This window comes from Acidovorax sp. 99 (genome assembly GCF_003096455.1).
Taxonomy (GTDB): Bacteria; Pseudomonadota; Gammaproteobacteria; order Burkholderiales; family Burkholderiaceae_C; genus Acidovorax; species Acidovorax delafieldii.
The window spans coordinates 480,812-505,875 of record NZ_QEKU01000001.1 but is presented as its reverse complement, the minus strand read 5'-3'; the positions used below and the strand labels follow the sequence as shown (position 1 = coordinate 505,875).

Genomic DNA, 25,064 nt, shown 5'->3' with positions numbered 1-25,064 from the left:
GCTGAGTTTTGTTAGCCGCTCTTATTGGCGTTGTACGTTCCGTCGGCCCCGTTTGCCGCCGGGCCTGCCATTCACCTGCCACTCCATCCCACGCACCCATGCAACCCACCCTCACCTATCCCATCGGCACGCCCGGCCAAGCCTGGGGCGCTGCAGAACGCGAGCAGTGGCGCGCACGCCAGGTGCGCCAGCGCAGCTACGCCGACGACGTGCTCATGGCCATCGAGGCACTGCGGGGCCGGTTTGACGTGGAGATGTATGGCGACGTGATTTATGCCGACGCACAGCACCCGGCAGAGCGCTTTCCCCTGCGGGCGCTGCGCAGCCGCGATTGGCAGCCCGGCCTGCCCACCGTGCTGGTGACCGGCGGGGTGCACGGCTACGAGACCAGCGGCGTGCATGGCGCACTGCGGTTTGTGGACACGCACGCCGAGCGCTTTGCAGGCCGCGCCAACCTGCTGGTGGTGCCGTGCGTGAGCCCCTGGGCGTACGAGCGGTTTCAGCGCTGGAACTTTGACGCCATCGACCCCAACCGGTCGTTCCGCGAGGGCTCGCCCGCGCAGGAGTCTGCGGCCCTCATGCGCCTGGTGGCGCCACTACACGGCCAGTTTGCCGCCCACATCGACCTGCACGAAACCACCGACACCGACGAATCCGAATACCGCCCCGCCGTCGCCGCGCGCGACGGCAAGGTGTTTGAGCCCGGCAGCATCCCCGACGGCTTTTACCTGGTGGACGACACCGACAACCCGCAGCCCGCCTTCCAGCAAGCCATCATCGAGGCCGTCAGCCGCGTCACGCACATTGCGCCTGCGGACGAGAAGAACGAAATCATCGGCTCGCCCGTGGTGGCGCCGGGCATCATCCACTACCCGATGAAGCAGTGGGGCCTGTGCGCGGGCATCAGCGGCGCGCGCTACACCACCACAACGGAGGTCTACCCCGACAGCCCCCGCGCCACGCCCGAGCAGTGCATTGAGGCGCAGGTGGCAGCTGGCTGTGCGGCGGTGGAGTTTGTGTGTGCACGGGCGCGTTAACGCCGTTGGCTGATCGTTTCGGTGTCAAATAGGTCTGTAGCGCTTGATGGGTAAGCGCTAGAAGCTACTAAATATGTAGCGGTTCTGCGCCGGAAACTGAGCGCTAAAAAGGCATGGCTCCGCGAGCCGCTACTGCGTCTCGAAATCACAGAGGCCCATGTCAAGCGTCAGGCACCACGCGCCGCAACGCCCGTACCTTTTGCCACAGCACCGCCTTGGGCATCTGCATGGCCATGGCCTGCATGCAGCGTTCCAGCCAGCCGGTGCGGTTGTGCAGCCGGTCAATCGCCTTGCCCAAGTCGCGTGCCACCGAGGGGCCATAGGCCTCGGTGGCTTTTGCCAGCGCGGCGCGCAATGCGGGCAGTTGCAAGTTCATCATGGCCAGGTCAATCACGTCGCGGCTGAAAACACCATCGTCGGCTTGCCGGTCCGAGTTGGCCAGCAGCTTTGAGGCTGCCAGGTCGAGGGATGTCAGGGTGCTTACGCCGCACAGGGTGTCATCAGGACCTGGTGCTTCCAGTGCGATGCGCGCCTCGCGCACGATCTCCAGCTTGATCGCCTGTCCATCCATCTGCACCTGGGTGCGAATGCCGTACTGGTCGGCCCGGATCTCGCGCAGCACCACCAGCGGCGGGGCGTGCAAGTGCGTAATGGCGGCCAGCCCATCGGGGCCGGTCAGCAAATGGCGCAACTCGCGGTAGCCCGCTGCGTCAGACACCAAAAAATCAATATCTACCGACTCTCGGTACTCGCCATGGCGCAGCGCAATGCACGTGCCGCCCCCAAACAGGCAGCCATGCTGCACAAGCGTTTCGCCGTTCAGCGCGCTCAGCACATGCGCAATGCGCTGGTGGTGCGGGCGTTCAAACTGCATCGCTGGCCCCTGTGCTTTGGGCTGTGGGCGGCAGCGCCAGCCGCAAGGCATCCAGCAGCGTCTTTTCGTGCGCGGGCATGGCCTCCATGTCCAAGTGCCGCGCATTGCGTTCGTAAATGCCCAGCGCTTCGGCAGGTGTGAGGATGTCCGTGCCGTGTACCTGCCACGCGAGCGCACGCAGTTGCGGGTAGTCCGCCAGCGCCACCCGCGCTGGAATCCATCCAGCGCGGTCGGGCGCCGCAGCGGGCGTCTCTTGCGTGCCCGTGCGTGCTTGCAAATCCATGCCCAGCGCCGCCATGGCATTGCACCACGCACCCATCGTCACCGAGGGCTCGCCCTTCTCAATGCGGTGCAGCGTCACCCGCGACAGCCCTGCCGCCTCTGCCGTCACCGTAGCGCTCAGCCGCAGGGCCTTGCGCTGCGTGCGAATTTGCTCACCCAACGCTTTCAGTTGGGTTGTGCACTGCTCGGGGCTAATAGGGGCTTGTGATGGCATAGTGTTTCTCATTATTGGCAAAATTGCGTTTTTGTCAAATATGAGAAACGCTTTTCATCTAGGCTATGAAGGACGCCGAAGTGCGATGGGCTCAACATTTATGAGTCATATCCGACTCCTGCGCCTTCAGTACAAACGCAAGCAGCTATAGAAATTGAAGCGAATTGGCTAGAAAAGATTCAAGCCGATACGTCCGGCCCATCGGTCAGCGCCCCCAGCAGCCTGGCGCTGACCTCGGCCTCATCGAGCGCGGCAAACGCCGTGTTGTGCTGCTCCGTCAGCGGCCCGTGGCCCGGCTCCATGCGGCCAGCGGCGTCGTAGCCCATGGCCTTGAACTTCCACACCCCGCCGACCAACTTGAGCGAGCCCACATGCGCGCCATCGGCCGTGTGCACGGACACCACGGCGGCGTTGATGGGCACCAGCTGCAACGGGCCAGCCACCTGGCCAGGCGGCACATGGGCAAAGGTGGGGGTGAACGGAGGCTTCATGGATGGGCGTTGGTGGTGCGGCAGCTTTTGGATGAAATTTGCCTCTAGCGCTTGATGGATAAGCGCTAACAGCTATCGAAATAGAAGCGACCTACAGCAAGAGCGCTGCTACTTGCGCCCTGAACGCTGGCAGGTCCTTCTGCACGGTTTGCCAGACGATTGCCAGGTCCACAGTGAAATAGCCGTGGGCCAGTGCATTGCGCATTTCATAAGCAAAGCCCCACGGCACATGAGCATGTTTCTGCGCAAAGTCGGGGTGGTTCTTGGCCACGTTGTTGCAGGCCTCGCCAATCACTTCCAGGTTGCGAATCACGGCATCGCAGGTCTTGCGGTCTGCCAAGAATGCTGCCAAATCCATGCCAGCCGTGTAGTCCTGAATGTTGCCGATAGCCTCCAGGATGTGCTGCAAGTAATCCGCCACCCGGAGCGGGTGCGCCCGGCTCATACGGTGATCGCCTCGCGCAGTACCTGATCCCGAAAGCTGGCGGGCAGGCTGTTGGGGGTGAGCACATCCACTTCCATGCCCAGCAGCTGCTTCAGTTCAAATCGGATCGCGCCAATGTCCATCAGCGTGGTTTGCGCGGTGGGCTCTACCAACAGATCCAGATCGCTGTCGGCTGTGTCGTCCCCATGCAGCGCCGAGCCAAAAACCCGCACGCTGCTCACGCGGTGGCGCAGTGCGATCTCGCGGATTTGCGAGCGGTGCAGTGAAAGGGCTTCGGAGGGGCGCATGGTTTGAAGTTTAGCGGCGCTGCGTGTTTACGAGCCAAATTGGCATCTAGCGCCTATAGGGATTGCGCCAACAGCTACAAAAAAGATAGCTAATCTTCGGCGGAAAAGATGATCGCGCGTTGCTGGTTGATGCTGGCCAGCACATAGGGGTTGCGCACCGCGCCCGGCTCTACCAAATCTACGCCCCGGCCCAGTAGGGCTTCCAGATCGGCTTTGGCTCCAAAAAAGGAGTTGAGCCCTGGCTCAACGCCCGGAGCAAACTCCACCAGAAAGTCGGCGTCGCTGTGGGCGGGGTCAAAGTCACTGGCACGTGCCGCCGAGCCAAACACCTCCAGCCGCCGAATGCCGTAGCGCTGGCAGATAGCGGCAATGCCGGAGCGGTATTGGGCGATGGCGGGATGCATGGGCGCAGTTTAATCGAGCACCTCATTGACCGCCATATTGGCCTGTAACGCTTGTTTGATAAGCGGGAAGTGCTATGAAGAATATAGCGAAATGGTGCGATGCCTAAAACGACGACCCCGGCTCGCTCAAAAACGCCAGTTCTTCGACCGTGGAGGTGCGGCCCAGCACCGCGTTGCGATGCGGGTAGCGCCCAAAGCGGTCGATGATGGCCTTGTGCCGGCGCTCAAAGTCCAGGTTGTTTTCCATGCCCGGCTGCGCAAACAGCTTGAGGGCTTGCTCATGAATCACGGCAGATTCGCTGTGCATGAACGGCATGTAGGCAAACACGCGCTGCGCCGTAGGCAGGCTGCGGTCCTGCCCGCTGGCCACCAGCTCTTGCGCCAGGGCGAGGGCCAATGCGTCTTGCGCAAAGGCGCGGGCGGTGTCGCGGTACACATTGCGCGAGAACTGGTCCAGCACCAGGATTTCTGCCAACCGGCCTTCTGGAGTGGCGCGCCAGGGGAACAGTTCACAGCGGGCTGCGGCATCCAGCGTGGGGCCGAAGCGGGTGCGGATGGATTCGTCGAGGGCAGCGTCTTTGACGAAGTGCTGCTGGGGAGTGAGTTCGGTGAACCAGAAGTGGATGACGGACTGCGGAGGCATGTTCAGACCAGACGGAAGTCTTGCGGCCATAAGAAATACGGGCCAAAGCGCGATTTGGCAACGAACTCCACGCCTGCTTTTTCGCCCTTAGGCGTGATGGTGTGTTTGTCGTCATCCGCTGCCAGATAACCCAGCTCTGTTGCGCGGTCCAAGAACTGTGCCGTTTTTAAGCCCAGCCTTTGCCCAATCTTGGAGGACGTTAGCTTGTCTGTTGGCGTATCGGTCGCACCTTTATCGTCGTCTTTGCCACTCGCATCGCTATCACTGGTAACTCGTTCCAACGAAATGCGCACTTCATCGCTGATGCGAATGATGCGCTGTGCCTCTTCATAAGCGTCTTTGTAGAGCTGCCCGTCGTCGCTGCGCTGAATCAGGATGCCCATCTCGTTGTTATTCACCTGGCTGAATTCGTACAGATTCAGGCTGGTGATGATGCACATCTCTTCGTTCATGTAGCACTTGGCATGCAAGTTCTTGCAGAAGCTGGTGCGAATGTAGTTCAGGCTGCGCAGCCATTCAATCTCTTGCGGCTGCAACTCGCTTTTGCCGTAGACGATCCGGACGTCGATTTTCAGACGGTTTTTATCGGCCAGCAGTTCCTTCATCCGGTCGTTGAGCTTGAGGAAAGGGCTGATCAGTATCAAGCGGTCAGATGCGCATTTGATCAGTTCTTCAAGGTGGTAGTTGGTACCGGTGGTGGATAGAAACTTAGCCATATACGTATTGCCTGATGAACTTGCTATTTCGTGTTGTCAGCTTGTTGCATTCACGACTTGCCGCTTAGCACCATCCAACGTTTGTCCTTTGTCTGTTTTCCACTCCATCCAACCATTGGCTGAGCGCCCGAGCACAGCAATTGCTGCCATGCTGGGACTAGTGAATAAATAGTCTCGGGTGAATACATATTGCGTGCCTTGCAGCTGTAAGACACCGTCGGTCACTAGTTGCTCTCGGAAGCGTTCTTGCGAGGAGCCCTGAATGGATGCCACGTTACCAACGCGAGCCGTCGAGCCCTTGAGCACAACAAAGCCTTCAGACGTGTATTCACCTACACCATTGGCATCAGGGCCCTTGCAGTAGAACAGCTCGACGGGTTGCGGTTTGCCGTTGCTCGTTGTGGTTGTTTGAGTCAGCGGTTCAAACACCGGCTGGCCGAGTGTGGCCAGCAGAGTAGCTGCTGTCTCGTGAATCTCGTAGCAATCGGCTTGAAGCGGCGCAGGGGTGTAGGGCTGTGAGCCCGTATTGCCATTCTCCAAACTGTAGCGTCCAGCTTTGGTTGCCTCAGCGATGGCGAACCATTCCAGAAACATGGCATGTGTCTGGGTAAGACTGTTTGTAAGGGAGATAACTACAAGTGCGCGGTTCCAGAAATCTTTGTTCTGGTTGTGTTGTACCAGCCGGTTACCAACATTGCCAGATTGACCAACGTATGCGCGAGGCAGGCCAGCGTCTGATAGATCGCCCATCAAAAAATAGACGCCGACCTGTTGCGATTCTGGCAGCTTAAGAAAGTCTGCCAATTGGCTGCGCGGTACCTCGACTACCCGAACAATGCGGGTAGTGATCTCTGCCACACGCATGCCACGCGGGTCTCCCGTAGGCAGGAAAATCTGGATGGTTTGAGGGCGCGACATCACTTGCCCCAAGAATCCTTCAACCCCACCGCCAAGTTAAACACCGGTTTCTCCGCCCGGTGATCTACCCGGTCCGCCACAAAGTACCCATGCCGCTCAAACTGAAACTTGTCATCTGGCTTGGCGTTGGCCAATGACGGCTCCACGATGGCGGTCACTACCTTCAGGCTGTTCGGGTTCAGGCTTTCGATGAAGTCCTTGCCGCCCGCGTCGGGGTGGGCGTCCAGGAACAGGCGGTCGTACATGCGCACTTCGGCGTTCACGCCGTCGGCCACACCCACCCAAGTGATGGCGGCTTTAACCTTCACGCTGTCGGCGCCGGGGGTGCCGCTCTTGGTGTCGGGCACCACGGTGGCCAGCACTTCGGTGATGTTTCCATCTGCATCTTTAGTGCAGCCGGTGCATTCGATGACGTAGCCGCCCTTCAGGCGCACCTTGTTGCCGGGGAAGAGGCGCTTGTAGCCCTTGGGGGGCACTTCTTCAAAGTCCTCGCGCTCGATCCACACTTCCTTGCCGATGGTGAAGTGGCGCGCAGGGCTTTCCACACCCTCAGGCGGGTGGGGCAGGGCGGGCAGGCTGCAGGGCTCCAGGTGGCCTGCGCCCATCACGTCGTCCCAGTTGGTGAGCACCAGCTTGACGGGGTTGAGCACGGCCATGCCACGGTGGGCCTTCAGCTCCAGGTCTTCGCGCAGGCAGCCTTCCAGGGTGCTGTAGTCGATCCAGCTGTCGGATTTGGTCACGCCAATGCGGTCGGCAAAGGTCTGGATGGCGGCGGGCGTGTAGCCACGGCGGCGCAGGCCCACGATGGTGGGCATGCGGGGGTCGTCCCAGCCGCTGACCTTGTGGTCGTACACGAGCTGGGCGAGCTTGCGTTTGCTGGTGATGACGTAAGTGAGGTTCAGGCGCGCAAATTCGTACTGGCGGGGGGGCGGGCTGGCCAGCAGGCCGCCTTCGGTCAGGCGCTCCAGCAGCCAGTCGTAGAAGGGACGCTGGTCTTCAAACTCCAGCGTGCACAGGCTGTGGGTGATTTGTTCCAGCGCGTCCTCGATGGGGTGCGCGTAGGTGTACATGGGGTAGATGCACCAGGTGTCGCCCGTGTTGTGGTGCGTGGCGCGGCGGATGCGGTAGATGGCCGGGTCGCGCATGTTGATGTTGGGGCTGGCCATGTCGATCTTGGCGCGCAGCACCATCGATCCGTCTTCGTGCTGGCCGTCCTTCATCTCACGGAAGATGCGCAGGTTCTCTGCCGGCGTGCGGCTGCGGAAGGGGCTGTCCACGCCGGGCTTGCTGAAGTCGCCCCGGTTCACGCGCATTTGTTCGGCGGTCTGTTCGTCCACGTAGGCGTGACCGGCTTCGATCAGGTATTCGGCTGCCCGGTACATGAAGTCGAAGTAGTCGCTGGCCTGGTAGGGGGCAGCGCTGCCGGGGGCCTGGCCGATCTGTGTCCAGTCAAAACCGAGCCACTTCACGGCGTCGATGATGCTGTTGACGTATTCGGTGTCTTCTTTTTCGGGGTTGGTGTCGTCAAAGCGCAGGTGGCACACGCCGCCGTAGTCACGCGCCAGGCCAAAGTTGATGCAGATGCTCTTGGCGTGGCCCACGTGCAGGTAGCCGTTGGGTTCGGGCGGGAAGCGGGTGCGGATCTTGGCGGGGTCGGGCTCGCCCTGGGCGTGGTGGGCGGCGTCGCCGGGGGTGCCGGCCCAGCGGCGGGTGGCGTAGGTGCCTTTTTCCAGGTCGTGTTCGATGATCTGGCGCAAAAAGTTGCTGGGCTTGACGGTTTCAGCGGCCGCAGAAGTGGCAGTGGCGGCGGTATTGGCGGGGGAGGGGGTGCTCATCCAGCCATTTTAGGCGGCGGTTTCGTGACGGTTTACGCATTAAAACCAGCGCGTGTACGTTCAGACACAACGTAAAGACGATTTTGTGCCATCCTTTTAGGCACTTGGTGCGTTGTGTACCGGTGAGGCGTGTCCTTTTGGCTGGCCGCCCTCATTCACTAGGAGATTTCCATGACGAAAACCCGTTCTGTTTCTACTGCGGCCGCTGTGGCGGGTGTGGCGCTGGCCCTGTTGGCCGGTGCTGGCTCCGCCCAGGCCCGCGATGTCAATTGGTCCGTGGGCATTGGCGTGCCCGGCGTGGTGGTGGGGGCAAGCAATGGCTACTACGCCCCCGCCCCGGTGTACGTGGCACCGCCCCCACCGGTGTACTACGCTCCCCCTCCACGCCCTGTGTACTACAACGCTCCCCCGGTGTACTACACGCCACCCCCGGCGGTGTATTACGGCGGTTATGGCTACGGCCATCGCCACCACGGGCACGGCCACGGTCGCCACTGGGACCGTTGATCAGCCCCCAGCGGCTGGTTTGTCACCAACCTCTTGGGCGCGAGTCGCTCACAGGCAGCGTTGCACAGGCTGCCTTTTACAGCGGTCCTTCGGGGCCGCTTTTTTATTGGGGCGGCCCCTGCGCTGTGGCGCCGCATAATCCCGCACTTTGGCCTGCCAGCGTGGCAGGCGCATTGCCCCGGAGACTTTGTCTGTGACTGCCAATAAAACCGTTTTTGTCCTCAATGGCCCCAATCTGAACCTGCTGGGCACGCGCGAGCCTGCCGTTTACGGCGCGGCCACCCTGGCCGATGTGGAAAAGCTCTGCACCGACGCCTGCCACCGCCACGGTTTTGCGCTGCGTTTTCACCAAAGCAACCACGAAGGCGCGCTGGTGGACTGGATTCACGAGGCGGGCCGCCTGCACGCAGCGGGCGAACTGGCGGGCGTGGTCATCAACGCCGGGGCCTACACCCACACCAGCATTGCGCTGCACGATGCCATCAAGGGCACGGGCATCACCCTGATCGAGCTGCACATCAGCAACGTGCACGCGCGCGAGGCCTACCGCCACCATTCGTACATGGCTGCCGCTGCCAAGGCGGTGATGTGTGGCTTTGGCGTGCTGGGCTATGGCCTGGCGATTGACGGGCTGGCGCAGTTGCTGGCCCAGCAGCCAGCGGCCTGATGGCTGGGCGCGGGGGACTCCACGGCCATGGCCCCGCTGCCCCTGCAGGTCTCTGAGGACGAGGTTGATATCACCGCCATGCGCGCGCAGGGCGCGGGCGGGCAAAACGTCAACAAGGTGTCCAGTGCCGTCCACCTGCGGTTTGACGTGGTGGCGTCGTCGCTGCCCGAGGGTGTGAAGGAGCGCTTGCTGGCCCTGCGCGACACCCGCATCACGCAAGACGGTGTGCTGGTCATCAAGGCCCAGCAGTACCGCAGCCAGGAGCAAAACCGTGCCGATGCCCTGGAGCGGCTCAATGCGCTGGTCAACAGCGTGGCCGTGCCGCCCCGCGTGCGCCGGGCCACCAAGCCCACCTATGGGTCGAAACAGCGGCGCTTGCAAAGCAAAACGCAGCGGGGCGAGACCAAGGCGCTGCGGGGCAGGGTGCGCGACGGCTCCTGACCTGCGGGCCAGAGCAGGCCTGCGTAGGGGCTGGTGGGCGTTGCTTGCTGTGCGCCAAGGGGCTGTCAATGTTTGATTGGCATCATCCGTAGAACAATCTGTCTGCTTTGCAGGGCTTGGTATCACGGGCTATCAGTCCTACATTCATGGTGTTCCTTGTTGGAGTTGTCATGTCTGCCTCTGCCCAAGCCCCCGTTCCTGTTTCTGCCGCAGTCCCTGCGCTGTTTGTGTCGCATGGTGCGCCCTTGTTTGCGCTGGATGCGGGCACCACCGGCCCGGCGCTCACGCAATGGGGCCAGAGCCTGAAGTCGCAGTACCCCGGCCTGCGTGGCGTGGTGGTCATGTCGCCACACTGGATGGCGCGCTCGGCGCAGGTGATGACCGGGCCGCAGCCTGCCACCTGGCACGACTTTGGCGGATTCCCTCCCGCGCTGTACCAGCTGCAGTACCCCGCTCCGGGCTCACCCGCTTTGGCGCAAGAAGTTCTGGGTCTGTTGCAGGCCGCTGGCGTGGCGGCCCAGGGCGACGCCGCGCGTCCCTTTGACCACGGCGCCTGGGTGCCGCTGATGCACTTGTTCCCGCAGGCCGACGTGCCTGTGGTGCAGGTGGCGCTGCCCGTGGGCGCAGGCCCGGCCGAGGTGTATGCACTGGGAGCCGCCTTGCGCAGCCTGCGCAGCCAGGGCGTGCTGGTGGTGGGGTCGGGCAGCATGACGCACAACCTGGCCGAGTTTTTTGGCGGCGAGCGCGCGCCCGCGCCCTATGTGCTGGAGTTCAGCCGCTGGATCGAGGACGCTCTGGCCCGTGGGGACATGGCAGCACTGCTCAACTACCGCAGCCAGGCGCCTCACGCCCACCGTGCGCATCCGACCGAAGACCACTTTTTGCCGATCTTCTTTGCACTGGGTGCAGCAGGCGACGACCTGCACGCAAACTACTTGAGCCGCGAGGTGATGTACAGCATGCTGTCGATGGACGCTTTTGCCCTGGAGCCGGCGCACTGACACGGAACTCCTTGCATTCCACCCGTTTTTGGCCCTAAACCATTCGAGGCGCACATATATGCTTACCTTGCCGCTCACATTTTTGCAGCGTCCCGCTGCCGCCACCGCACCCCGGCCCTGGCTGCTGGTGCTGATGCATGGCGTGGGCAGCAACGAGCAGGACCTGTTCAGCCTGGCCCCGCAGATCCCGGACCGGTTTCATGTGCTGAGCCTGCGTGCGCCGTTTCGCATGGGGCCGGGCTCACACGCGTGGTTTGATTTCTCCATCGAGCCCAGCGGCGAGCGCACCATCAACGAAGAGCAGGAGGCGCAAAGCCGCGCCCTGGTCGCCCAGGCGGTCGAGTCTGCTGCCGAGCAGCTGGGCATTCCGCCCGAGCGGGTGGTGGTGGGCGGCTTCAGCCAGGGGGGCATCATGGCGCTGTCGCTGTTGCTCACCCGGCCCGCGTTGATGCATGCGGGCCTGGTGTGGCACAGCCGCCTGCTGCCGCAGGTGGTGCCGCTCACCGCACCTGCCGATGCGCTGCGTGGCAAGCAACTGTGGCTGAGCCACGGCACCCACGACAACGTGATCCCGCTGGCCAACGCTCAGGCCATCGCCCACCACATGGCACCACTGCCGGTGACGGTGACTTACCGCGAGTTTCCCAGCGCACACGAGATTCGCCCCTCCGAGTTGGCCGCCACCGTGGCCTGGCTGGAGTCGCTGTCCACCACGCCCACGGCGTTTTAGGCAGATTTGTGGGCGGGCCAGCCCGATGCTGGCTACATCGCGTTACCAGGGCCTGGGCGTGTGGCGATCCAATCGGGCAAGTCGCCTTTGGGGGGACTGGCAGGGAACGCCTGACGCTGCATAGGCTCGGACAAGGGTTGTTCCTGTGTTGAAGGAGAGCCCATGCCCGATCAAGACACCGCAGAATTCCGCCCCGCGCCAGAGCGCACCTCCCCCGCACTCTGGGTCTTGCTGGCCACGCTGGTGTGCGCCGTGGCGGCTGGCGCGGCATGGTGGTTCTGGCTGCGGCCAGTGGAGCTCGCATTGGCGCCACCCCCGGTAGTGGCCGCTCCACCAGCACCGGCAGCGCCCACGCCCGCTCCCGAGGCGTCGGGGCCGCAGAACCCGGTGGATGCGCTGGCACCGCCCGACGCTGCCTTGCCTGCGCTGGCCGAGTCTGACCCTCGGGTTGCAGAGCTGTTGGCCGAGCTGCTAGGCCGCGACAAGCTGGCGATGTTTCTGCAGACCGACGGTTTTGTGCGTCGTGTGGTGGCCACGGTGGACAACCTGGGCCGCGCCCACGCGCCATCGCGCATTTGGCCGGTGCAGCCCACGGCGCAGCGGTTTGTGGTGGATGGCACTGGCAACGCGCCCACCACCATCGCAGCGGCCAATGCCGCACGCTACAGCGCCTTCTTTGCGTTTGCTGAAGCGGTACCGATGGAGCCCGCCGTGGCGCTGTACGCGCGGCTGTACCCGCTGTTTCAGCAAGCGTATGAAGAACTGGGCTACCCCCGGCGCTACTTCAACGACCGCCTGGTGGCGGTGCTGGACCAGCTGCTGCAGGCGCCAGAGCCCGCTGGCCCGCTGCAGGTCAAGCTCACGCCCGTGAATACCGACGTGCCCAACCTGCGCCCCTGGGTGCGCTACGAGTTTGTGGACCCCGCGCTCGAAGCGCTGCCCAGCGGCCAGAAGATCCTGCTGCGCATGGGCCCTACCAATGAGGCACGTGCCAAGGCGCTGATCCGCGAGCTGCGCAAGCGGGTGGCCACGAGCGGCGTGGCGCGCAAGTAAGGCCCTCTAGCCTGTCATGGGGTGGGAAGTGGCAGAGCCGTCTTGTAGCGCACCTGCTTGAGTGCAAAGCTCGACCGGATCTTCTCGACGCCCGGAATGGGCGACAGCTGCTCCAGAATGAAACGCTCCAACGCCCCAATGTCGGCAAGCGCTACGCGGATTAGGTAGTCGCTGTCGCCGCTCATCAGGTAGCACTCCATCACCTCATCGTGCTCGGCAATGCGGCGTTCAAAGTCGGCCAGGGCTTCCTTGCTTTGCGCCTTGAGGCTGATGCTGATGAACACATTCAGGCCCAGCCCCAGCGCCGCCGCATTGGCCAGCGCCACATAGCGGCTGATGACGCCTGCCGCCTCCAGTGCCTTCACCCGCGCCAGGCAGGGCGAGGGCGACAGGTGCACGCGCCGCGCCAGTTCCACGTTGGACAAAGATCCATCGGCCTGCAGCTCGGCCAGAATGCGCAAATCGAGGGTATCCAGTTTCATATGCCGCAGTTTATGGCTTTGGCGGCATAAAATGTCATAGGCGTGCGTCGCGAAAGGCAAAACGGCAACTCATTTGGAGCCAGCCTCGCTACAGTGGCCTCCATGAACGCCCTCACACCCCACGCCCTGCTGCAACAAGCCACCGGCGCCCCCCTGGACGCCGACCCCGAAGAAACCGCCGAGTGGCGCGATGCCTTCCTGGCGCTGGTCGCCACCGAAGGCCCCGAGCGGGCGCGGCACATGCTGCAAGAACTGGTGCGCATGGCACGCGCACATCGCATTGGCTGGCAGCCCGACCTGAACACGCCGTACGTGAACACCGTGGCGGTGCAGGACCAGCCTGTGTTCCCGGGTGACCTGGCCATCGAGGAGCGCGTGGCTTCCATCGTGCGCTGGAACGCGCTGGCCATGGTGGTGCGGGCCAACCAGGCGTATGGCGAGCTGGGCGGTCACATCGCCAGCTACGCCAGTGCGGCGGATCTGTTTGAGAGCGGCTTCAACCACTTCTTCCGCGCCCGCGAGGGCCTGGGCGAAGGGCAGCACCGGGGCGACCTGGTGTTCTTCCAGCCGCACAGCGCGCCGGGCGTGTATGCGCGGGCGTTTCTGGAAGGGCGCCTGTCCGAGCAGGACCTGATGCACTACCGCCAGGAGCTGACGGCGCCGGGCGCGGGCGCGCAGGGCCTGTCGAGCTACCCGCACCCCTGGCTGATGCCCGACTTCTGGCAGTTCCCCACGGGCTCGATGGGCATCGGCCCTATCAGCAGCATCTACCACGCGCGCATCATGCGCTACCTCACGCACCGCAACCTGCTTAACTGCGAGGGCCGCAAGGTGTGGGGCGTGTTTGGCGACGGCGAGATGGACGAGCCCGAGAGCATGAGCGCCCTGACCCTGGCCGCACGCGAGGGCCTCGATAACCTCGTCTGGGTGGTCAACTGCAACCTGCAGCGCCTGGACGGCCCCGTGCGTGGCAATGGCCGCATCATCGACGAGCTGGAGCGCTTGTTCGCCGGCGCGGGGTGGAACGTGGTCAAGCTGGTGTGGGGCAGCGACTGGGACGGCCTCTTCGCCCGCGACCTGACCGGTGCACTGGTGCGCACGCTCGAAGGCACGGTGGACGGCCAGATGCAGACTTTTGCCGCCAAGGACGGCCGCTTCAACCGCGACAACTTCTTCGGTCAGAACCCTGAGCTGGCGGCCCTTGCGCAGGGCATGACGGATGAGCAGATCGACCGCTTGAAGCGCGGCGGACACGACCTGGTGAAGATCCACGCCGCCTACGCTGCAGCTAGCGCCCACAAGGGCCAGCCCACGGTGATACTGGCTCACACCAAGAAGGGCTACGGCATGGGCACTGCCGGCCAGGGCAAGATGACCACGCACAGCCAGAAGAAGCTGGATGAGACCGACCTCATCGAGTTTCGCAATCGCTTCAACCTGCCGCTCAGCGACGAGCAGGCCACCAGCCTGGCCTTCTACAAACCCGCCGAAGACAGCTCGGAGATGCGCTACCTGCGCAGCCACCGCGACGCACTGGGCGGCTACCTGCCGCGCCGCGAGACGGCGTGCGACGCGCTGCCCGTCCCGTCCATCGATAGCTACGCGCAGTTCGCGCTGCAGGCCGATGGCAAGGAGATGAGCACCACCATGGCCTTCGTGCGCATGCTGGGCACGTTGCTCAAGGACGCCACGCTGGGCCCGCGCATCGTGCCCATCGTGGCCGACGAGGCGCGCACCTTCGGCATGGCCAACCTGTTCAAGCAGGTCGGCATCTACAGCAGCGTGGGCCAGCGCTACGCGCCCGAAGACATCGGCTCGGTACTGAGCTACCGCGAGGCGCTGGACGGCCAGATTCTGGAAGAAGGCATCAGCGAGGCGGGCGCCATCGCCAGCTGGACGGCGGCCGCCACCAGCTACAGCGTGCACGGCCTGGCCATGCTGCCGTTCTACATCTACTACTCCATGTTCGGCTTCCAGCGCGTGGGCGACGCCATCTGGGCTGCGGCGGACCAGCGTGCGCGGGGCTTCCTCTTGGGCGCGACCTCGGGCCGCACCACACTGGGCGGTGAGGGCCTGCAGCACCAGGACGGCAGCAGCCACCTGGTGGCCGCCACCATTCCCAACTGCAAGGCCTACGACCCGGCCTATGCGGGCGAGATGGCCGTCATCATCGACGCCGGCATGCGCGAGATGGTGACCGAGCAGCGCGACGTTTTCTACTACGTCACGCTGATGAACGAGAACTACGCACAGCCCGACCTGCCCGCCGGTGCGGCAGAAGGTGTGCTGCGTGGTTGCTATGTTTTCAGGAGCTATGCAGGCAATATGTACCAGCGCGACAGCGCGATTTCGTCTAAAAGCGTCACCCTGATGGGCTCTGGTGCCATCCTGACCGAGGTGGTCAAGGCCGCAGAACAACTTGCCAGCGAGGGCGTGGATGTGACCGTGCTCAGCGTCACCAGCTGGAGCGAACTGGCCCGCGACGGCGTGGCCTGCGAGCAGCGCTGGCTGGCGGGCGATGCCCAGCCTGCTCCCGCATGGCTGACTCAGCAACTGGCCTCAACCCGTGGACCGGTGATCGCCGCCACCGACTACGTGCGCGCCGTGCCCGAGACGGTGCGCGCCTTCATCCCCGAGGGCCGCAAGTATGTGACCCTGGGCACGGATGGATTTGGACGCAGCGACACGCGGGCAGCGCTCCGGCAGTTCTTTGGGGTGGATGCAGCCAGCGTGGCCCAGGCCGCGCGGCGAGCGCTGGCCGCCGGCTGATGGGGGCGGCGGGCGAGCGCAGGCGCCTGCCGTTGTTTTACCGTGCCTCCGCTCTGTCGCCTGATGGCAGCGGGGGTGGGGTGAACGCCATTGCCCAATTTCGCGCAGGCTTCCTACAATGGTCCAGCAACCGTGAGAGGGCGCCATGGCACATGTCATCTGGGACCATAACCCGCCGACCACCTGGATAGCCAACGTGGACGGGCAAGCACTTTGCTCCATCAAGCGCAAAGACATTGGCGGGTGGACCGCCGCCTGGGCAGACGACCGCCTGTGGCCGCCGCCCGCCCATTTGCCCAAGGCCATGCCGCAACCCACCCAGTTTTTCAGTAGTCTGGAAGAAGCCAAGCAGGCGGTGGAAAACGCGCTGGGCGCGTGAAGGCTGTGCGGTGGGGTGCTGCTGCAGCCTGAGTGACTGCAGGGATGGCTGGCCTGTGGCCTGCCACCGTACAAAAAGGGGCGGTGGCCCCCCCATGTGTACTGCCAGGCTCAGCTTGCAGGGCGCTGGAAGAACGCATCCAGCACCGGCATCAGCCCCGGAAACTCCTGGGCAAACCGTTCGCGATTCACAAAGTACGCCTCGCAGGCCACGGCAAAGAACTCGGAGGGCGAGGTGGCGCCGTACGCGTCCAGCCAGGGCCGTTCGGCGCCGAAGCGCTCGGCCATGATCACGCGTTCGCGAAACTGTTCGTAGGCGGGCTCCCAGGCTGCCCACCATGCCTCATACGCCGCACGGCCGGTGCGTGTGCCCATGAAGCCTGCGGGCAAGGGAGGGCAGCCGTTGGGTTGGCCGTTTTTCATGTCGAGCTTGTGCACGAACTCGTGCACCACCACGTTGTGGCCGCGCGCCGTGTTCTCGGTGGCGTTGGCCACGTGCTGCCAGCTGAGCATGATGGGGCCGCGCTCCATGGCCTCGCCCAGCAGCACCTGGGTGTGCTCGTGCACCACGCCCGCTTCGTCCGTTGTCTGGCGGCGGGCCACGGCCTCGCCGGGGTGCAGCACGATGCCCACAAAATCGTCGTACCAGTCGAGTGCCTTGGCGGGGTCGCCCCAGTGCAGCAGGGGCAAGCAGGCCTGGGCGGCAATGTCGATGGCCATGGCGTCGGTCACCACGAGGCCGTGGGCGCCGTGGAATTCCTTGTGGTGCAAGAAGAGGGCGCTCAGCACGCGCAGCTTGGCCTGGTCGTGCAGCGACAGTGTGGCCAGGAACGGGTAGCGCTGGATGGTCTGCAGCCACAACGTGGCGGAGATGTCCGGTACCGGGGCCACGGTGGCGCGCACGCGGCGCCAGAGGCGGTTGAGCAAGGGGGGCATGGCGATCGGGCTGCGGGAGGTGGGCCCGCTCAGTTCATGACCGCTGTTACTTGGGGGCCAGGGGCAGCCGTTCCAAGCCCGCGCTGGACAAACGCAGTGTTTCCAGCCGGGGGGGCGATGCTGCGGCATCCCAGTCGCTCAGCACCACGCGTTGCAGACCCGGAGCCAGCACATGGTCGGCCGGCCGGTGGGTGTGGCCGTGGATGAGGGTGTGGGCGCCTGCGGCCTGCAGCCAGGCGATGGCGGCGGGGCTGTCCACATCGGCGTACGTGGCCCCAGACTGCTTGCGCGCCTCGCTTTCCTGGCGGATGCCGCGCGCCTGCCCGCGGCGCGTGGCCAAAGGCTGGGTCAGAAATTGCTGCTGCCAGGCGGCGCTGCGGGCCTGCAGGCGAAAACGCTGGTAGTCCACATCGTCCAGGCACAGCAGGTCGCCGTGGCTCAGGACATACCGCTGGCCACCAAAGACCAGGACTGTGGGGTCTGCCAGGCCGGTGATGCCGCACCCAGCCAGGAAGGCAGGGCCCGCCAGGAAGTCGCGGTTGCCATGCATGAAGTACACCGGCAGGCGCTGCGCGGCGGCCCGAAGGAGGGCGCAGCCCCGGGCTTCGAAGCTGCTGGGCTCGCTCATCGCATCGTCGCCCACCCACACTTCGAACAGGTCGCCCAGGATAAAGAGGGCGTCTGCCGTGGTGCCTTCCAGATACTGCTGGAATGCGGCCACCGTGGCGGGCTCGCTGGCCTGCAGGTGCAGGTCCGAAATGAAATCGACCGTGCGCCAGTACGGTGGAGCAACAAGCTCCTCGAACGGGGGCACGGTCGTCAACGGGGCGGCAGTCAAGGCCCGGGTCAGGCGGTGGAGTTAAAGGGCCACGGCCTTGTCGATCACGACGGCGTCAAAAGGCACGTCGTCATGGAAGCCCTTGCGGGTGGTGCGCACGGCCTTGATGGCGTCCACAACGTCCTGGCCCTTCACGACCTTGCCGAACACGGCGTAGCCCCAGCCTTGTGCGGTGGGCGAGCTGTGGTTCAGGAAGGCGTTGTCCACCGTGTTGATGAAGAACTGCGCGGTAGCGCTGTGGGGGTCGCCAGTGCGGGCCATGGCCACGGTGTACTTGTCGTTCTTCAGGCCGTTCTTGGCTTCGTTCTCGATGGGGGCCTGGGTTTCCTTTTGCTTCATGTCGGCCGTCATGCCGCCGCCCTGGATCATGAAGTTCTTGATCACGCGGTGGAACACGGTGCCGTTGTAGAAACCGCTGTTCACATAGCTCAGGAAGTTGGCGGTGGACTTGGGGGCTTTCTCGGCGTCCAGTTCCAGGGTGATCACGCCCTGGGTAGCGGTCTCGGCCACGTTGATGGTCACGTGGAGTTCAACTTGTGGATTGCTCATTGCAGTGCTTTCTTCAAAAAATTACTTCACCACGGTGGCGGAGTTGATGGTGATAGGGGTGTTGGGCACGTTCTGGTGCGGGCCCTTGTTGCCGGTGGCCACAGCCTTGATCTTGTCCACCACGGCGGTGCCTTCGACCACCTTGCCGAACACGGCATAGCCGTGGCCGTCGGGGCTGGGGGCGTTGAGCATGGCGTTGTCCTTCACGTTGATGAAGAACTGCGAAGTGGCCGAGTTGGGATCACCGGTGCGCGCCATGGCGATGGTGTAGGTGTCGTTCTTGAGGCCGTTCTTGGCTTCGAGCGGAATGGGTGCCTTGGTGGGCTTTTGCTGCATGTCGGGGGTGAAGCCGCCGCCCTGGATCATGAAGCCGTCGATCACACGGTGGAAGATCGTGCCGTCGTAGTGCTTGCTGTTCACATAGGCCAGGAAGTTCTCGACCGTCTTGGGAGCCTTGGCCGCATCGAGCTGCACGACGATGTCGCCCATCGACGTGGCCAGCTTGACCTTGGGGGCATCTTGGGCCTGCGCCGGTGCTACTGTAAACATAGCAGCCAGGGCAATACTTGCTAGCGCTACCGTCGAATTTCTTCTGGAAATCATCCAATCACTCCTTCGAAAAATATCTGCCATTGTTGGCCGCGGCGCGTCCAGTACTGGCGCTTGACCGGCCCCGTGCGTGCGCCTTCGGCGACTTCGCCGAACGTTACCACCATGGTGTCGGCCGAGTCTGTCCACCGCAGGTAAGACTTGTCCTTGAGCTGGAGTTCCCGTCCCTTGAGGGCGCGGGCCTCGGCCTGCAGCACCTGGGTCCACTCCTCCAGCGGCTTCTTGCGGTAGCTCTGGAAGTCGGGCGCATAAAAGCCCAGCAGGCGCTTCATGTCGCCCTCGGTCTTGGCGGTGCGCCAGGCGTTGAGCACCGCGTCGAACGATTTGCGGTCGGCCGCCACGCTGTGGGGCTGCACCCATTGCAACTGGCGCGCAATGACCACGGGGGTGGAGCGGGGCTCCACCGTGCGCAGGATGCGTTCGAGGTCGGGGTTGGCAAGCACGAGGCAACCGTCGGTCGCCAGTGGCGCGCGCGAGAATTGGTCGGGCGGCGTGCCATGCAGCCAGATGCCGCTCCCCGTCTTGCCCCGGCTCTGGTCCAGGGGATTGGGATAGTTGATGGGCAGGGCGCCCGCGCCGTAGAAGTCCTTGAGCTTGGCCGGGTCCAGGCGGCTGGTGATGAAGTACACCCCCAGCGGTGTGCGCTGGTCACCCTCCACCTCTTTTTCGATGCCCAGCTTGCCCACGGAGGCATAGTAGTCGGCCACCAGCCGCAGGCCCTGGGCGGTGTTTTCAAAGAGATACAGGCGAGAGCGCGAGGTGTCCACCGCAATGGCGTGGCGCGAGCGGGGTGACAGCTCCAGGAACTGCGCGGGGATGGCGTTGGCGGGGGGGCGGCTGCGTTGCGCATCCACACGCTGGCGCGATTCGGTGCGCAGCTCGGCCAGCGCCGCTGCTGCCTGGATGCTGCGGGCCGAGTCTGGCTCGGGGGCGACATCGCCCAGGTGCCGCAGAGGGCGCGTGCGCGACATCAGCAGGTCGCCCACCGCGAGTTGGGCCAGCTGGAAGTTGGGGTAGTCGCGCGCCAGGCTTTCTGCCTGTGCCAGGGCTTCCCGCCCGCGCCCTTCGGCTACCAGCTTGTAGACCGCCATGAGGCGCGTCTCCGCTTGGCCGTCGCGCAGCTCAGCGGGTGTGGGCGCCACTGGGGGCGTGGTGGATGCCGCATGCGCGGCGGCCGCCCGGCGGGCCTTGGCACCCTGCGGCAGGGCTGGCGTGGCCAACGAGAGGCCCAGCAGCAACAGCACCGCCGATGCTGCCCTGCGGCCTGCGTTGGTCAGGGGCACAAACATGCAAACCATCTATCAGCTGACTGTCAGGGCAAAAAAAAAGCCCGCGCGGAAGGCGCAGGCGCCGCATCGGGGGCCATGGTCAACCGCCTGTGGATTCGCGAACGATGGTCCAGCGGCCGTTGTTATTGACGAGGTCCAACGTCTTGCGGCTGCTCACGTTGAGCGAGTCGGCACTGTATGCCTGGCGAAACCGGGCCGTGGCCTTGTCACCTTGTACGGACACGGTGATGTCAGAAAGCTTCACGCTGATCTTGGATTTGCCGACGATGCGCGCCTCGCGTTCCTTCTCCCAGGCAGCGCGGCCTTGGCGACCAGGTGGATCGAACGACTTGTCGTACGCGCCCAGGTACCCCTTCATGTCCTTGGACGACCAGGCCGCAGCCCAGGCCTGTACGGCGGAGGTAACGGCCTGGGTGGACGCGTCGCTGGCAGCTGCAGGAGCTGGGGCAGGTGCCGGAGCCGTTGCAGCGGGAGCGGGAGCGGGGCTGACAGTTGGAGCTGGAGCGGAGGCAGGCGCTGGCGCTGCAGCTGCTGGCGCTGGAGCGGGTGCAGGGCGCTGGGTTACCACCACGGCGGGCGCGGGCGCTGCGGCGGCAGGGCGACCGGTTTTGCTGCCGGGTTCGTTGGAGAACAGCTCGCGGATCAGCGCCAGCTTGGGTTTGACGGAGTTGGCGTTGTTGGCATCCAGCTGCAGCGCCTTGTTGTAGGCCTGGCTGGCCAGCTTGGCGTAGATGTCGCCCAGGTTTTCCTGCGCGGTGGCGTAGCTGGGGTTGGTGCGGATCGCCATTTCCAGCGCTGTGCGTGCCTTGTCCAGCTGGTTCTGGTTGGCGTACAGCACCGCCAGGTTGTTGTAGGGCTCGGGCAGCTCTGGGTACTCTTCGGTGAGCTTGGTGAAGGTGGCGATGGCGTCGGCCTGCTTGCCCGAGTCGGTCTGGGCCACGCCACGCAAGAAGCGCAGCTGCGGGTCACGTGGGCTGGCGGCCAGGCGCTGGTCGGCCTTGGCCAGCGCCTCGGACGCCTTGCCTGCCTTGAGCAGCTGGGTGATGTCGGCATAGTCGTCCGCGTGGACCACACCCGTGCCCATCAGGGCGGTCAGTGCCAGAAGGCGCAGGAGGCGTGGGAGTGTGCGTCGGACTTGCTTCATGGGGGTACAAAGGAGTTGGGCGGCAGCCAGCCCGGGCGGGGGCTTATACTGCGGCGGATTGTAGCTGAGGGGGTTGTCATGACGGTACGCTGTTGCCGCTGGTGATTTTGCTGGACGCCCCTTGCCGGGCCACCCCCTTCCCAGGGCTGAGTTCCGCTGCTGCCGGGTGAGTCTCAGGCGCTCACCCACCCCCATCAAGTCTCCCGTTACTGAAATCCCATGAGTTTGCGCATCTACAACACGCTGTCGCGTGCATTGGAGGACTTTTCCCCGCTCGAACCTGGCCATGTGCGCATGTATGTGTGCGGCATGACCATCTACGACCTGTGCCACATCGGCCACGCCCGCATGATGATGGCGTTTGACGTGGTGCAGCGCTGGCTCAAGGCCAGCGGCCTGCGCGTGACTTATGTACGCAATATCACCGACATCGACGACAAGATCATCAAGCGCGCGCTGGAGCGGGGCATCACCATCCGCCAGCTCACTGACGAGATGATTGCTGCGATGCACCAGGACATCGGCCTGCTGGGCATCGAGCCACCCTCCGTCGAGCCGCGTGCCACCGAGTACGTGCCGCAGATGCTCTCGCTCATCGGCCAGCTGGAAGGCAAGGGCCTTGCTTACCGGGCGAGCAACGGCGATGTGAACTACTCCGTGCGCAAGTTCGATGGCTACGGCAAGCTCTCGGGCAAGTCGCTCGACGAGCTGCGCGCCGGCGAGCGCGTAGCAGTGCTGGACGGCAAGGAAGACCCGCTCGACTTTGTGCTGTGGAAAGCCTCCAAGCCCGAGGAACCCCCCGAGGCCAAATGGGACAGCAGCTTTGGCTCGGGCCGACCCGGCTGGCATATCGAGTGCTCGGCTATGTGCGGCGCCACGCTGGGCGAAACCTTTGACATCCACGGCGGCGGCGCGGACCTGCAGTTCCCCCACCACGAGAACGAAATCGCCCAGAGTGAAGGTGCCACGGGCAAACCGCTGGCCAAGTTCTGGGTGCACAACGGCTTTGTGCGCGTGGACAACGAGAAGATGTCCAAGAGTCTGGGCAACTTCTTCACCATCCGCGATGTGCTCAAGACGTATGACACCGAGACGGTGCGCTTTTTCATCGTGCGGGCCCATTACCGCAGTGCGCTGAACTACAGCGATGCCCACCTGGACGACGCACGCCAGGCGCTCAAGCGTCTGTACACCGCGCTCAGCCTGGTGACCCCCACGCAGGTGGCGTCCATCGACTGGACCGGCCCCTACGCAGCCCGCTTCAAGGCCGCGATGGACGAGGACTTTGGCACGCCCGAGGCGGTGGCCGTGCTGTTTGACCTGGCGAGCGAGGTCAACAAGACCCGTTCTTCCGAGTTGGCCGGGCTGCTGAAGGCGCTGGGCGGCTGCCTGGGCATCTTGCAGGGCGACCCGCAAGCGTTTCTTCAGTCCGGTGCGGCGGGGGTGGATGAGGCCGAGATTCAGGCGCAGATTGCTGCCCGGGCCGCAGCCAAGGCGGCCAAGAACTTTGCCGAGGCCGACCGCATCCGCAACCACTTGCTGGCCCAGGGCATCGTGCTCAAGGACTCTGCCGCCGGTACCACCTGGGAAGCTGCCCAATGAGCATGGTTTTGAAGCCAAATATGCCAGTAGTGCAGGTGGAATAAGCGGTGGCAGCTTCTAAAAAGATAGCAAGCGACGCCGCGGCGCCGCCACTGGTGCTGGCCACGCCCGACTACTGGGCCGAGGCCTGTAAGCACCTGGTGAAAAAAGACCGGGTGATGAAGCGCCTGATCCCGCAGTTTGGCGACGCCGCGCTGCAGACCAAGGGCGACCCCTTCATCACCCTGGCGCGTTCCATCGTGGGCCAGCAGGTGTCCGTGGCTTCAGCGCAGGCCGTGTGGGAGCGTTTTGTGGCGCTGCTGCCGCGCGGCCTGAAGCCCGCCAGCGTGCTCAAGCTCAAGATCGATGACATGCGGGCCGCAGGCCTGTCTGCCCGCAAGGTGGACTACCTGGTGGACCTGGCCATGCACTTTGAAGGCGGCAAGCTGCACGTCAAGGACTGGGCCGCCATGGACGATGAAGCCATCATTGCCGAGCTGGTGGCCATCCGTGGCATCGGCCGATGGACGGCCGAGATGTTTTTGATCTTCTATTTGATGCGGCCCAATGTTTTGCCCCTCGATGACGTGGGGTTGATCAGCGGCATCAGCCAGAATTACTTCTCTGGCGACCCCGTGAGCCGCAGTGACGCCCGCGAGGTGGCCGAGGCCTGGAAGCCCTGGTGCAGCGTCGCGACTTGGTATATTTGGCGGTCTCTGGACCCCCTGCCTGTAACCTATTGACACCACTGCAGGCACGCCGGTTACAGTGCGTGCCATTCGTGGCAACCCCGCCGGGTGCGATCCCCCTAGGAGAAAAACGTTGGCGAAAAAGACCTTTCTGGATTTCGAACAGCCCATTGCCGAGCTGGAGTCCAAAATTGAAGAACTGCGCTACGTGCAGACCGAGAGTGCCGTCGATATCTCGGAAGAGATCGACCAGCTGAGCAAGAAGAGCCAGCAGCTCACCAAAGACATTTACAGCGAACTGTCGCCCTGGCAGATCACCAAGATCGCCCGCCACCCTGAGCGTCCCTACACGCTCGACTACGTGCGCGACATCTTCACCGACTTCGTCGAGCTGCACGGCGACCGCCACTACGCGGACGACCTGTCCATCGTGGGCGGCCTCGCGCGCTTCAACGGCCACGCCTGCATGGTGCTGGGCCATCAGAAGGGACGCGACACGAAGGAGCGCGCCATGCGCAACTTTGGCATGAGCAAGCCCGAGGGCTATCGCAAGGCCCTGCGCCTGATGAAGACGGCCGAGAAATTCAAGCTGCCCGTGTTCACCTTTGTGGACACGCCCGGCGCCTACCCGGGCATTGACGCCGAAGAGCGCGGCCAGTCCGAGGCCATTGGCCGCAACATCTTCGAGATGGCGCAGCTCGAAGTACCCATCATCACCACCATCATTGGCGAAGGCGGCTCCGGCGGCGCCTTGGCCATCAGCGTGGCCGATCAGGTTGTGATGCTGCAATACGCCATCTACTCGGTCATCAGCCCCGAAGGCTGTGCGTCCATCCTCTGGAAGACCAGCGACAAGGCGCAAGAGGCCGCTGACGCCCTGGGCATCACCGCCCACCGCCTCAAGGCCCTGGGCCTGGTGGACAAGATCGTGAGCGAGCCCGTGGGCGGCGCCCATCGCGATCACAAGCAGATGGCCGCATTTTTGAAGCGCGCTTTGGGCGATGCCTTCCGCCAGGTGGCAGACCTCAAGACCAAAGACTTGCTGGACCGCCGCTACGAGCGTCTGCAGAGCTACGGCCGCTTCAGCGACACCAAGGCGGACGCCCGCTAAGCCCGCTGAGGGCAGGTTCAGGCCTGTCGTTGCTGGCACTGAACGCACCAGCTTGGTGCGGTTTCAACGGCCCTTCGGGGCCGTTGTTGTTTTTCTGGCCGACTCCTTGCAGGGGCGCACAAACCCGCACTGGCGCATGGACTG

The 25,064-nt window shown here is 64.1% G+C and carries 29 protein-coding genes; 12 read left to right on the top strand and 17 right to left on the bottom strand.

The window, feature by feature from the left end; all coding sequences use genetic code 11:
* Positions 1-98: 98 nt before the first annotated feature.
* On the top strand, positions 99-1,037 hold the full coding sequence (locus C8C95_RS02475; protein ID WP_116747524.1) for a M14 family metallocarboxypeptidase: 939 nt from the start codon (positions 99-101) through the stop codon (positions 1,035-1,037).
* A 160-nt stretch (positions 1,038-1,197) separates the two neighbouring features.
* On the opposite strand, the gene C8C95_RS02470 is transcribed toward C8C95_RS02475, so the two are convergent.
* The 10 genes from C8C95_RS02470 to C8C95_RS02425 all read right to left on the bottom strand — a co-directional run bounded on the left by C8C95_RS02470 (position 1,198) and on the right by C8C95_RS02425 (position 8,146).
* The gene (locus C8C95_RS02470) at positions 1,198-1,911 is read right to left on the bottom strand and encodes a nucleotidyl transferase AbiEii/AbiGii toxin family protein (RefSeq protein WP_116747523.1); all 714 of its coding nucleotides are present in this window, start codon (positions 1,909-1,911) and stop codon (positions 1,198-1,200) included.
* Entirely contained in the window at positions 1,901-2,407 is a 507-nt protein-coding gene (locus C8C95_RS02465) for a helix-turn-helix transcriptional regulator (protein WP_116747522.1), read from the bottom strand. Before C8C95_RS02465 ends, C8C95_RS02470 begins: the two co-directional genes overlap by 11 nt.
* Before the next feature lie 179 nt (positions 2,408-2,586).
* Positions 2,587-2,898: a hypothetical protein gene (locus C8C95_RS02460; protein WP_116747521.1), complete on the bottom strand. Its 312-nt coding sequence runs from the start codon at positions 2,896-2,898 to the stop codon at positions 2,587-2,589.
* A 91-nt stretch (positions 2,899-2,989) separates the two neighbouring features.
* Positions 2,990-3,343 (bottom strand): DUF86 domain-containing protein, encoded by a 354-nt coding sequence (locus tag C8C95_RS02455; RefSeq protein ID WP_116747520.1) that lies wholly within the window; start codon positions 3,341-3,343, stop codon positions 2,990-2,992.
* Complete coding sequence (locus C8C95_RS02450; RefSeq protein WP_008906417.1) at positions 3,340-3,630, bottom strand: nucleotidyltransferase family protein; 291 nt, start codon at positions 3,628-3,630, stop codon at positions 3,340-3,342. The genes C8C95_RS02455 and C8C95_RS02450 overlap by 4 nt, the downstream gene beginning before the upstream one ends.
* 89 nt (positions 3,631-3,719) lie before the next feature.
* Entirely contained in the window at positions 3,720-4,034 is a 315-nt protein-coding gene (locus C8C95_RS02445; protein ID WP_116747519.1) for a nucleotidyltransferase domain-containing protein, read from the bottom strand.
* Between the two features lie 103 nt (positions 4,035-4,137).
* Positions 4,138-4,677 carry a DUF924 family protein gene (locus tag C8C95_RS02440; RefSeq protein WP_116747518.1) on the bottom strand — a complete coding sequence of 180 codons (540 nt, stop codon included), beginning with the start codon at positions 4,675-4,677 and terminating at the stop codon, positions 4,138-4,140.
* A 2-nt stretch (positions 4,678-4,679) separates the two neighbouring features.
* Entirely contained in the window at positions 4,680-5,393 is a 714-nt protein-coding gene (locus tag C8C95_RS02435) for a phospholipase D family protein (protein WP_116747517.1), read from the bottom strand.
* A 36-nt stretch (positions 5,394-5,429) separates the two neighbouring features.
* Positions 5,430-6,311, bottom strand: a complete 882-nt coding sequence (locus C8C95_RS02430; protein WP_116747516.1) for a GIY-YIG nuclease family protein — start codon at positions 6,309-6,311, stop codon at positions 5,430-5,432.
* Positions 6,311-8,146 carry a glutamine--tRNA ligase/YqeY domain fusion protein gene (locus tag C8C95_RS02425; protein ID WP_116747515.1) on the bottom strand — a complete coding sequence of 612 codons (1,836 nt, stop codon included), beginning with the start codon at positions 8,144-8,146 and terminating at the stop codon, positions 6,311-6,313. The genes C8C95_RS02430 and C8C95_RS02425 overlap by 1 nt, the downstream gene beginning before the upstream one ends.
* A 171-nt stretch (positions 8,147-8,317) precedes the next feature.
* Between C8C95_RS02425 and C8C95_RS02420 the strand changes: the two genes are divergently transcribed.
* The 6 genes from C8C95_RS02420 (at position 8,318) to C8C95_RS02395 (ending at position 12,545) form a co-directional block, all read left to right on the top strand.
* The gene (locus tag C8C95_RS02420) at positions 8,318-8,653 is read left to right on the top strand and encodes a hypothetical protein (protein WP_056064701.1); all 336 of its coding nucleotides are present in this window, start codon (positions 8,318-8,320) and stop codon (positions 8,651-8,653) included.
* Between the two features lie 193 nt (positions 8,654-8,846).
* Positions 8,847-9,320, top strand: coding sequence for a type II 3-dehydroquinate dehydratase (aroQ, locus tag C8C95_RS02415; protein WP_116747514.1), 474 nt, complete (start codon positions 8,847-8,849; stop codon positions 9,318-9,320).
* A 27-nt stretch (positions 9,321-9,347) separates the two neighbouring features.
* Positions 9,348-9,761 (top strand): alternative ribosome rescue aminoacyl-tRNA hydrolase ArfB, encoded by a 414-nt coding sequence (gene arfB, locus C8C95_RS02410; RefSeq protein WP_116747513.1) that lies wholly within the window; start codon positions 9,348-9,350, stop codon positions 9,759-9,761.
* Between the two features lie 170 nt (positions 9,762-9,931).
* On the top strand, positions 9,932-10,762 hold the full coding sequence (locus tag C8C95_RS02405; protein ID WP_116747512.1) for a class III extradiol ring-cleavage dioxygenase: 831 nt from the start codon (positions 9,932-9,934) through the stop codon (positions 10,760-10,762).
* 58 nt (positions 10,763-10,820) lie between these two features.
* Positions 10,821-11,492 (top strand): alpha/beta fold hydrolase, encoded by a 672-nt coding sequence (locus tag C8C95_RS02400; protein WP_056064687.1) that lies wholly within the window; start codon positions 10,821-10,823, stop codon positions 11,490-11,492.
* A 162-nt stretch (positions 11,493-11,654) separates the two neighbouring features.
* Positions 11,655-12,545 carry a DUF3014 domain-containing protein gene (locus C8C95_RS02395; protein ID WP_116747511.1) on the top strand — a complete coding sequence of 297 codons (891 nt, stop codon included), beginning with the start codon at positions 11,655-11,657 and terminating at the stop codon, positions 12,543-12,545.
* 14 nt (positions 12,546-12,559) lie between these two features.
* Here C8C95_RS02395 and C8C95_RS02390 read toward each other — a convergent pair whose 3' ends face one another.
* Complete coding sequence (locus C8C95_RS02390) at positions 12,560-13,027, bottom strand: Lrp/AsnC family transcriptional regulator (protein ID WP_056064679.1); 468 nt, start codon at positions 13,025-13,027, stop codon at positions 12,560-12,562.
* 102 nt (positions 13,028-13,129) lie between these two features.
* Here C8C95_RS02390 and mdeB point away from each other — a divergent pair, with 102 nt between their 5' ends.
* A complete protein-coding gene (mdeB, locus tag C8C95_RS02385; protein WP_116747510.1) occupies positions 13,130-15,796 on the top strand; it encodes an alpha-ketoglutarate dehydrogenase in 2,667 nt (888 codons plus the stop codon).
* A gap of 145 nt (positions 15,797-15,941) precedes the next feature.
* Positions 15,942-16,175, top strand: coding sequence for a hypothetical protein (locus C8C95_RS02380; protein WP_108498826.1), 234 nt, complete (start codon positions 15,942-15,944; stop codon positions 16,173-16,175).
* A 110-nt stretch (positions 16,176-16,285) separates the two neighbouring features.
* Here the strand turns inward: C8C95_RS02380 and C8C95_RS02375 are convergent, their stop codons facing one another.
* The 6 genes from C8C95_RS02375 to C8C95_RS02350 form a co-directional block, all read right to left on the bottom strand.
* Positions 16,286-17,110, bottom strand: a complete 825-nt coding sequence (locus tag C8C95_RS02375; RefSeq protein WP_116747509.1) for a M90 family metallopeptidase — start codon at positions 17,108-17,110, stop codon at positions 16,286-16,288.
* Positions 17,111-17,156: 46 nt separating this feature from the next.
* A complete protein-coding gene (locus C8C95_RS02370; protein WP_243415612.1) occupies positions 17,157-17,948 on the bottom strand; it encodes a UDP-2,3-diacylglucosamine diphosphatase in 792 nt (263 codons plus the stop codon).
* Positions 17,949-17,969: 21 nt separating this feature from the next.
* The gene (locus C8C95_RS02365) at positions 17,970-18,497 is read right to left on the bottom strand and encodes a peptidylprolyl isomerase (protein ID WP_015014968.1); all 528 of its coding nucleotides are present in this window, start codon (positions 18,495-18,497) and stop codon (positions 17,970-17,972) included.
* A 21-nt stretch (positions 18,498-18,518) separates the two neighbouring features.
* A complete protein-coding gene (locus C8C95_RS02360) occupies positions 18,519-19,100 on the bottom strand; it encodes a peptidylprolyl isomerase (RefSeq protein WP_060987110.1) in 582 nt (193 codons plus the stop codon).
* Positions 19,097-20,395: a L,D-transpeptidase family protein gene (locus tag C8C95_RS02355; RefSeq protein ID WP_165836505.1), complete on the bottom strand. Its 1,299-nt coding sequence runs from the start codon at positions 20,393-20,395 to the stop codon at positions 19,097-19,099. The genes C8C95_RS02360 and C8C95_RS02355 overlap by 4 nt, the downstream gene beginning before the upstream one ends.
* Positions 20,396-20,474: 79 nt before the next feature.
* Positions 20,475-21,539, bottom strand: coding sequence for a nuclear transport factor 2 family protein (locus C8C95_RS02350; protein WP_116747506.1), 1,065 nt, complete (start codon positions 21,537-21,539; stop codon positions 20,475-20,477).
* 219 nt (positions 21,540-21,758) lie between these two features.
* On the opposite strand from C8C95_RS02350, the gene cysS reads away from it, so the two are divergent.
* The 3 genes from cysS (at position 21,759) to C8C95_RS02335 (ending at position 24,920) form a co-directional block, all read left to right on the top strand.
* On the top strand, positions 21,759-23,141 hold the full coding sequence (cysS, locus tag C8C95_RS02345) for a cysteine--tRNA ligase (RefSeq protein WP_116747505.1): 1,383 nt from the start codon (positions 21,759-21,761) through the stop codon (positions 23,139-23,141).
* Between the two features lie 47 nt (positions 23,142-23,188).
* Entirely contained in the window at positions 23,189-23,863 is a 675-nt protein-coding gene (locus tag C8C95_RS02340) for a DNA-3-methyladenine glycosylase (RefSeq protein WP_207780559.1), read from the top strand.
* Positions 23,864-23,942: 79 nt separating this feature from the next.
* Positions 23,943-24,920, top strand: coding sequence for an acetyl-CoA carboxylase carboxyltransferase subunit alpha (locus C8C95_RS02335; protein WP_056747083.1), 978 nt, complete (start codon positions 23,943-23,945; stop codon positions 24,918-24,920).
* The last annotated feature ends 144 nt before the right edge of the window (positions 24,921-25,064 follow it).

What these genes read in the sequence shown, in the direction of transcription:
- C8C95_RS02475 (WP_116747524.1), top strand. Translation starts at nt 99, where the DNA reads ATGCAACCCACCCTCACCTATCCCATCGGCACGCCCGGCCAAGCCTGG.
- C8C95_RS02470 (WP_116747523.1), bottom strand. Translation starts at nt 1,911, where the DNA reads ATGCAGTTTGAACGCCCGCACCACCAGCGCATTGCGCATGTGCTGAGC.
- C8C95_RS02465 (WP_116747522.1), bottom strand. Translation starts at nt 2,407, where the DNA reads ATGCCATCACAAGCCCCTATTAGCCCCGAGCAGTGCACAACCCAACTG.
- C8C95_RS02460 (WP_116747521.1), bottom strand. Translation starts at nt 2,898, where the DNA reads ATGAAGCCTCCGTTCACCCCCACCTTTGCCCATGTGCCGCCTGGCCAG.
- C8C95_RS02455 (WP_116747520.1), bottom strand. Translation starts at nt 3,343, where the DNA reads ATGAGCCGGGCGCACCCGCTCCGGGTGGCGGATTACTTGCAGCACATC.
- C8C95_RS02450 (WP_008906417.1), bottom strand. Translation starts at nt 3,630, where the DNA reads ATGCGCCCCTCCGAAGCCCTTTCACTGCACCGCTCGCAAATCCGCGAG.
- C8C95_RS02445 (WP_116747519.1), bottom strand. Translation starts at nt 4,034, where the DNA reads ATGCATCCCGCCATCGCCCAATACCGCTCCGGCATTGCCGCTATCTGC.
- C8C95_RS02440 (WP_116747518.1), bottom strand. Translation starts at nt 4,677, where the DNA reads ATGCCTCCGCAGTCCGTCATCCACTTCTGGTTCACCGAACTCACTCCC.
- C8C95_RS02435 (WP_116747517.1), bottom strand. Translation starts at nt 5,393, where the DNA reads ATGGCTAAGTTTCTATCCACCACCGGTACCAACTACCACCTTGAAGAA.
- C8C95_RS02430 (WP_116747516.1), bottom strand. Translation starts at nt 6,311, where the DNA reads ATGTCGCGCCCTCAAACCATCCAGATTTTCCTGCCTACGGGAGACCCG.
- C8C95_RS02425 (WP_116747515.1), bottom strand. Translation starts at nt 8,146, where the DNA reads ATGAGCACCCCCTCCCCCGCCAATACCGCCGCCACTGCCACTTCTGCG.
- C8C95_RS02420 (WP_056064701.1), top strand. Translation starts at nt 8,318, where the DNA reads ATGACGAAAACCCGTTCTGTTTCTACTGCGGCCGCTGTGGCGGGTGTG.
- arfB (WP_116747513.1), top strand. Translation starts at nt 9,348, where the DNA reads ATGGCCCCGCTGCCCCTGCAGGTCTCTGAGGACGAGGTTGATATCACC.
- C8C95_RS02405 (WP_116747512.1), top strand. Translation starts at nt 9,932, where the DNA reads ATGTCTGCCTCTGCCCAAGCCCCCGTTCCTGTTTCTGCCGCAGTCCCT.
- C8C95_RS02400 (WP_056064687.1), top strand. Translation starts at nt 10,821, where the DNA reads ATGCTTACCTTGCCGCTCACATTTTTGCAGCGTCCCGCTGCCGCCACC.
- C8C95_RS02395 (WP_116747511.1), top strand. Translation starts at nt 11,655, where the DNA reads ATGCCCGATCAAGACACCGCAGAATTCCGCCCCGCGCCAGAGCGCACC.
- C8C95_RS02390 (WP_056064679.1), bottom strand. Translation starts at nt 13,027, where the DNA reads ATGAAACTGGATACCCTCGATTTGCGCATTCTGGCCGAGCTGCAGGCC.
- mdeB (WP_116747510.1), top strand. Translation starts at nt 13,130, where the DNA reads ATGAACGCCCTCACACCCCACGCCCTGCTGCAACAAGCCACCGGCGCC.
- C8C95_RS02380 (WP_108498826.1), top strand. Translation starts at nt 15,942, where the DNA reads ATGGCACATGTCATCTGGGACCATAACCCGCCGACCACCTGGATAGCC.
- C8C95_RS02375 (WP_116747509.1), bottom strand. Translation starts at nt 17,110, where the DNA reads ATGCCCCCCTTGCTCAACCGCCTCTGGCGCCGCGTGCGCGCCACCGTG.
- C8C95_RS02365 (WP_015014968.1), bottom strand. Translation starts at nt 18,497, where the DNA reads ATGAGCAATCCACAAGTTGAACTCCACGTGACCATCAACGTGGCCGAG.
- C8C95_RS02360 (WP_060987110.1), bottom strand. Translation starts at nt 19,100, where the DNA reads ATGATTTCCAGAAGAAATTCGACGGTAGCGCTAGCAAGTATTGCCCTG.
- C8C95_RS02355 (WP_165836505.1), bottom strand. Translation starts at nt 20,395, where the DNA reads ATGTTTGTGCCCCTGACCAACGCAGGCCGCAGGGCAGCATCGGCGGTG.
- C8C95_RS02350 (WP_116747506.1), bottom strand. Translation starts at nt 21,539, where the DNA reads ATGAAGCAAGTCCGACGCACACTCCCACGCCTCCTGCGCCTTCTGGCA.
- cysS (WP_116747505.1), top strand. Translation starts at nt 21,759, where the DNA reads ATGAGTTTGCGCATCTACAACACGCTGTCGCGTGCATTGGAGGACTTT.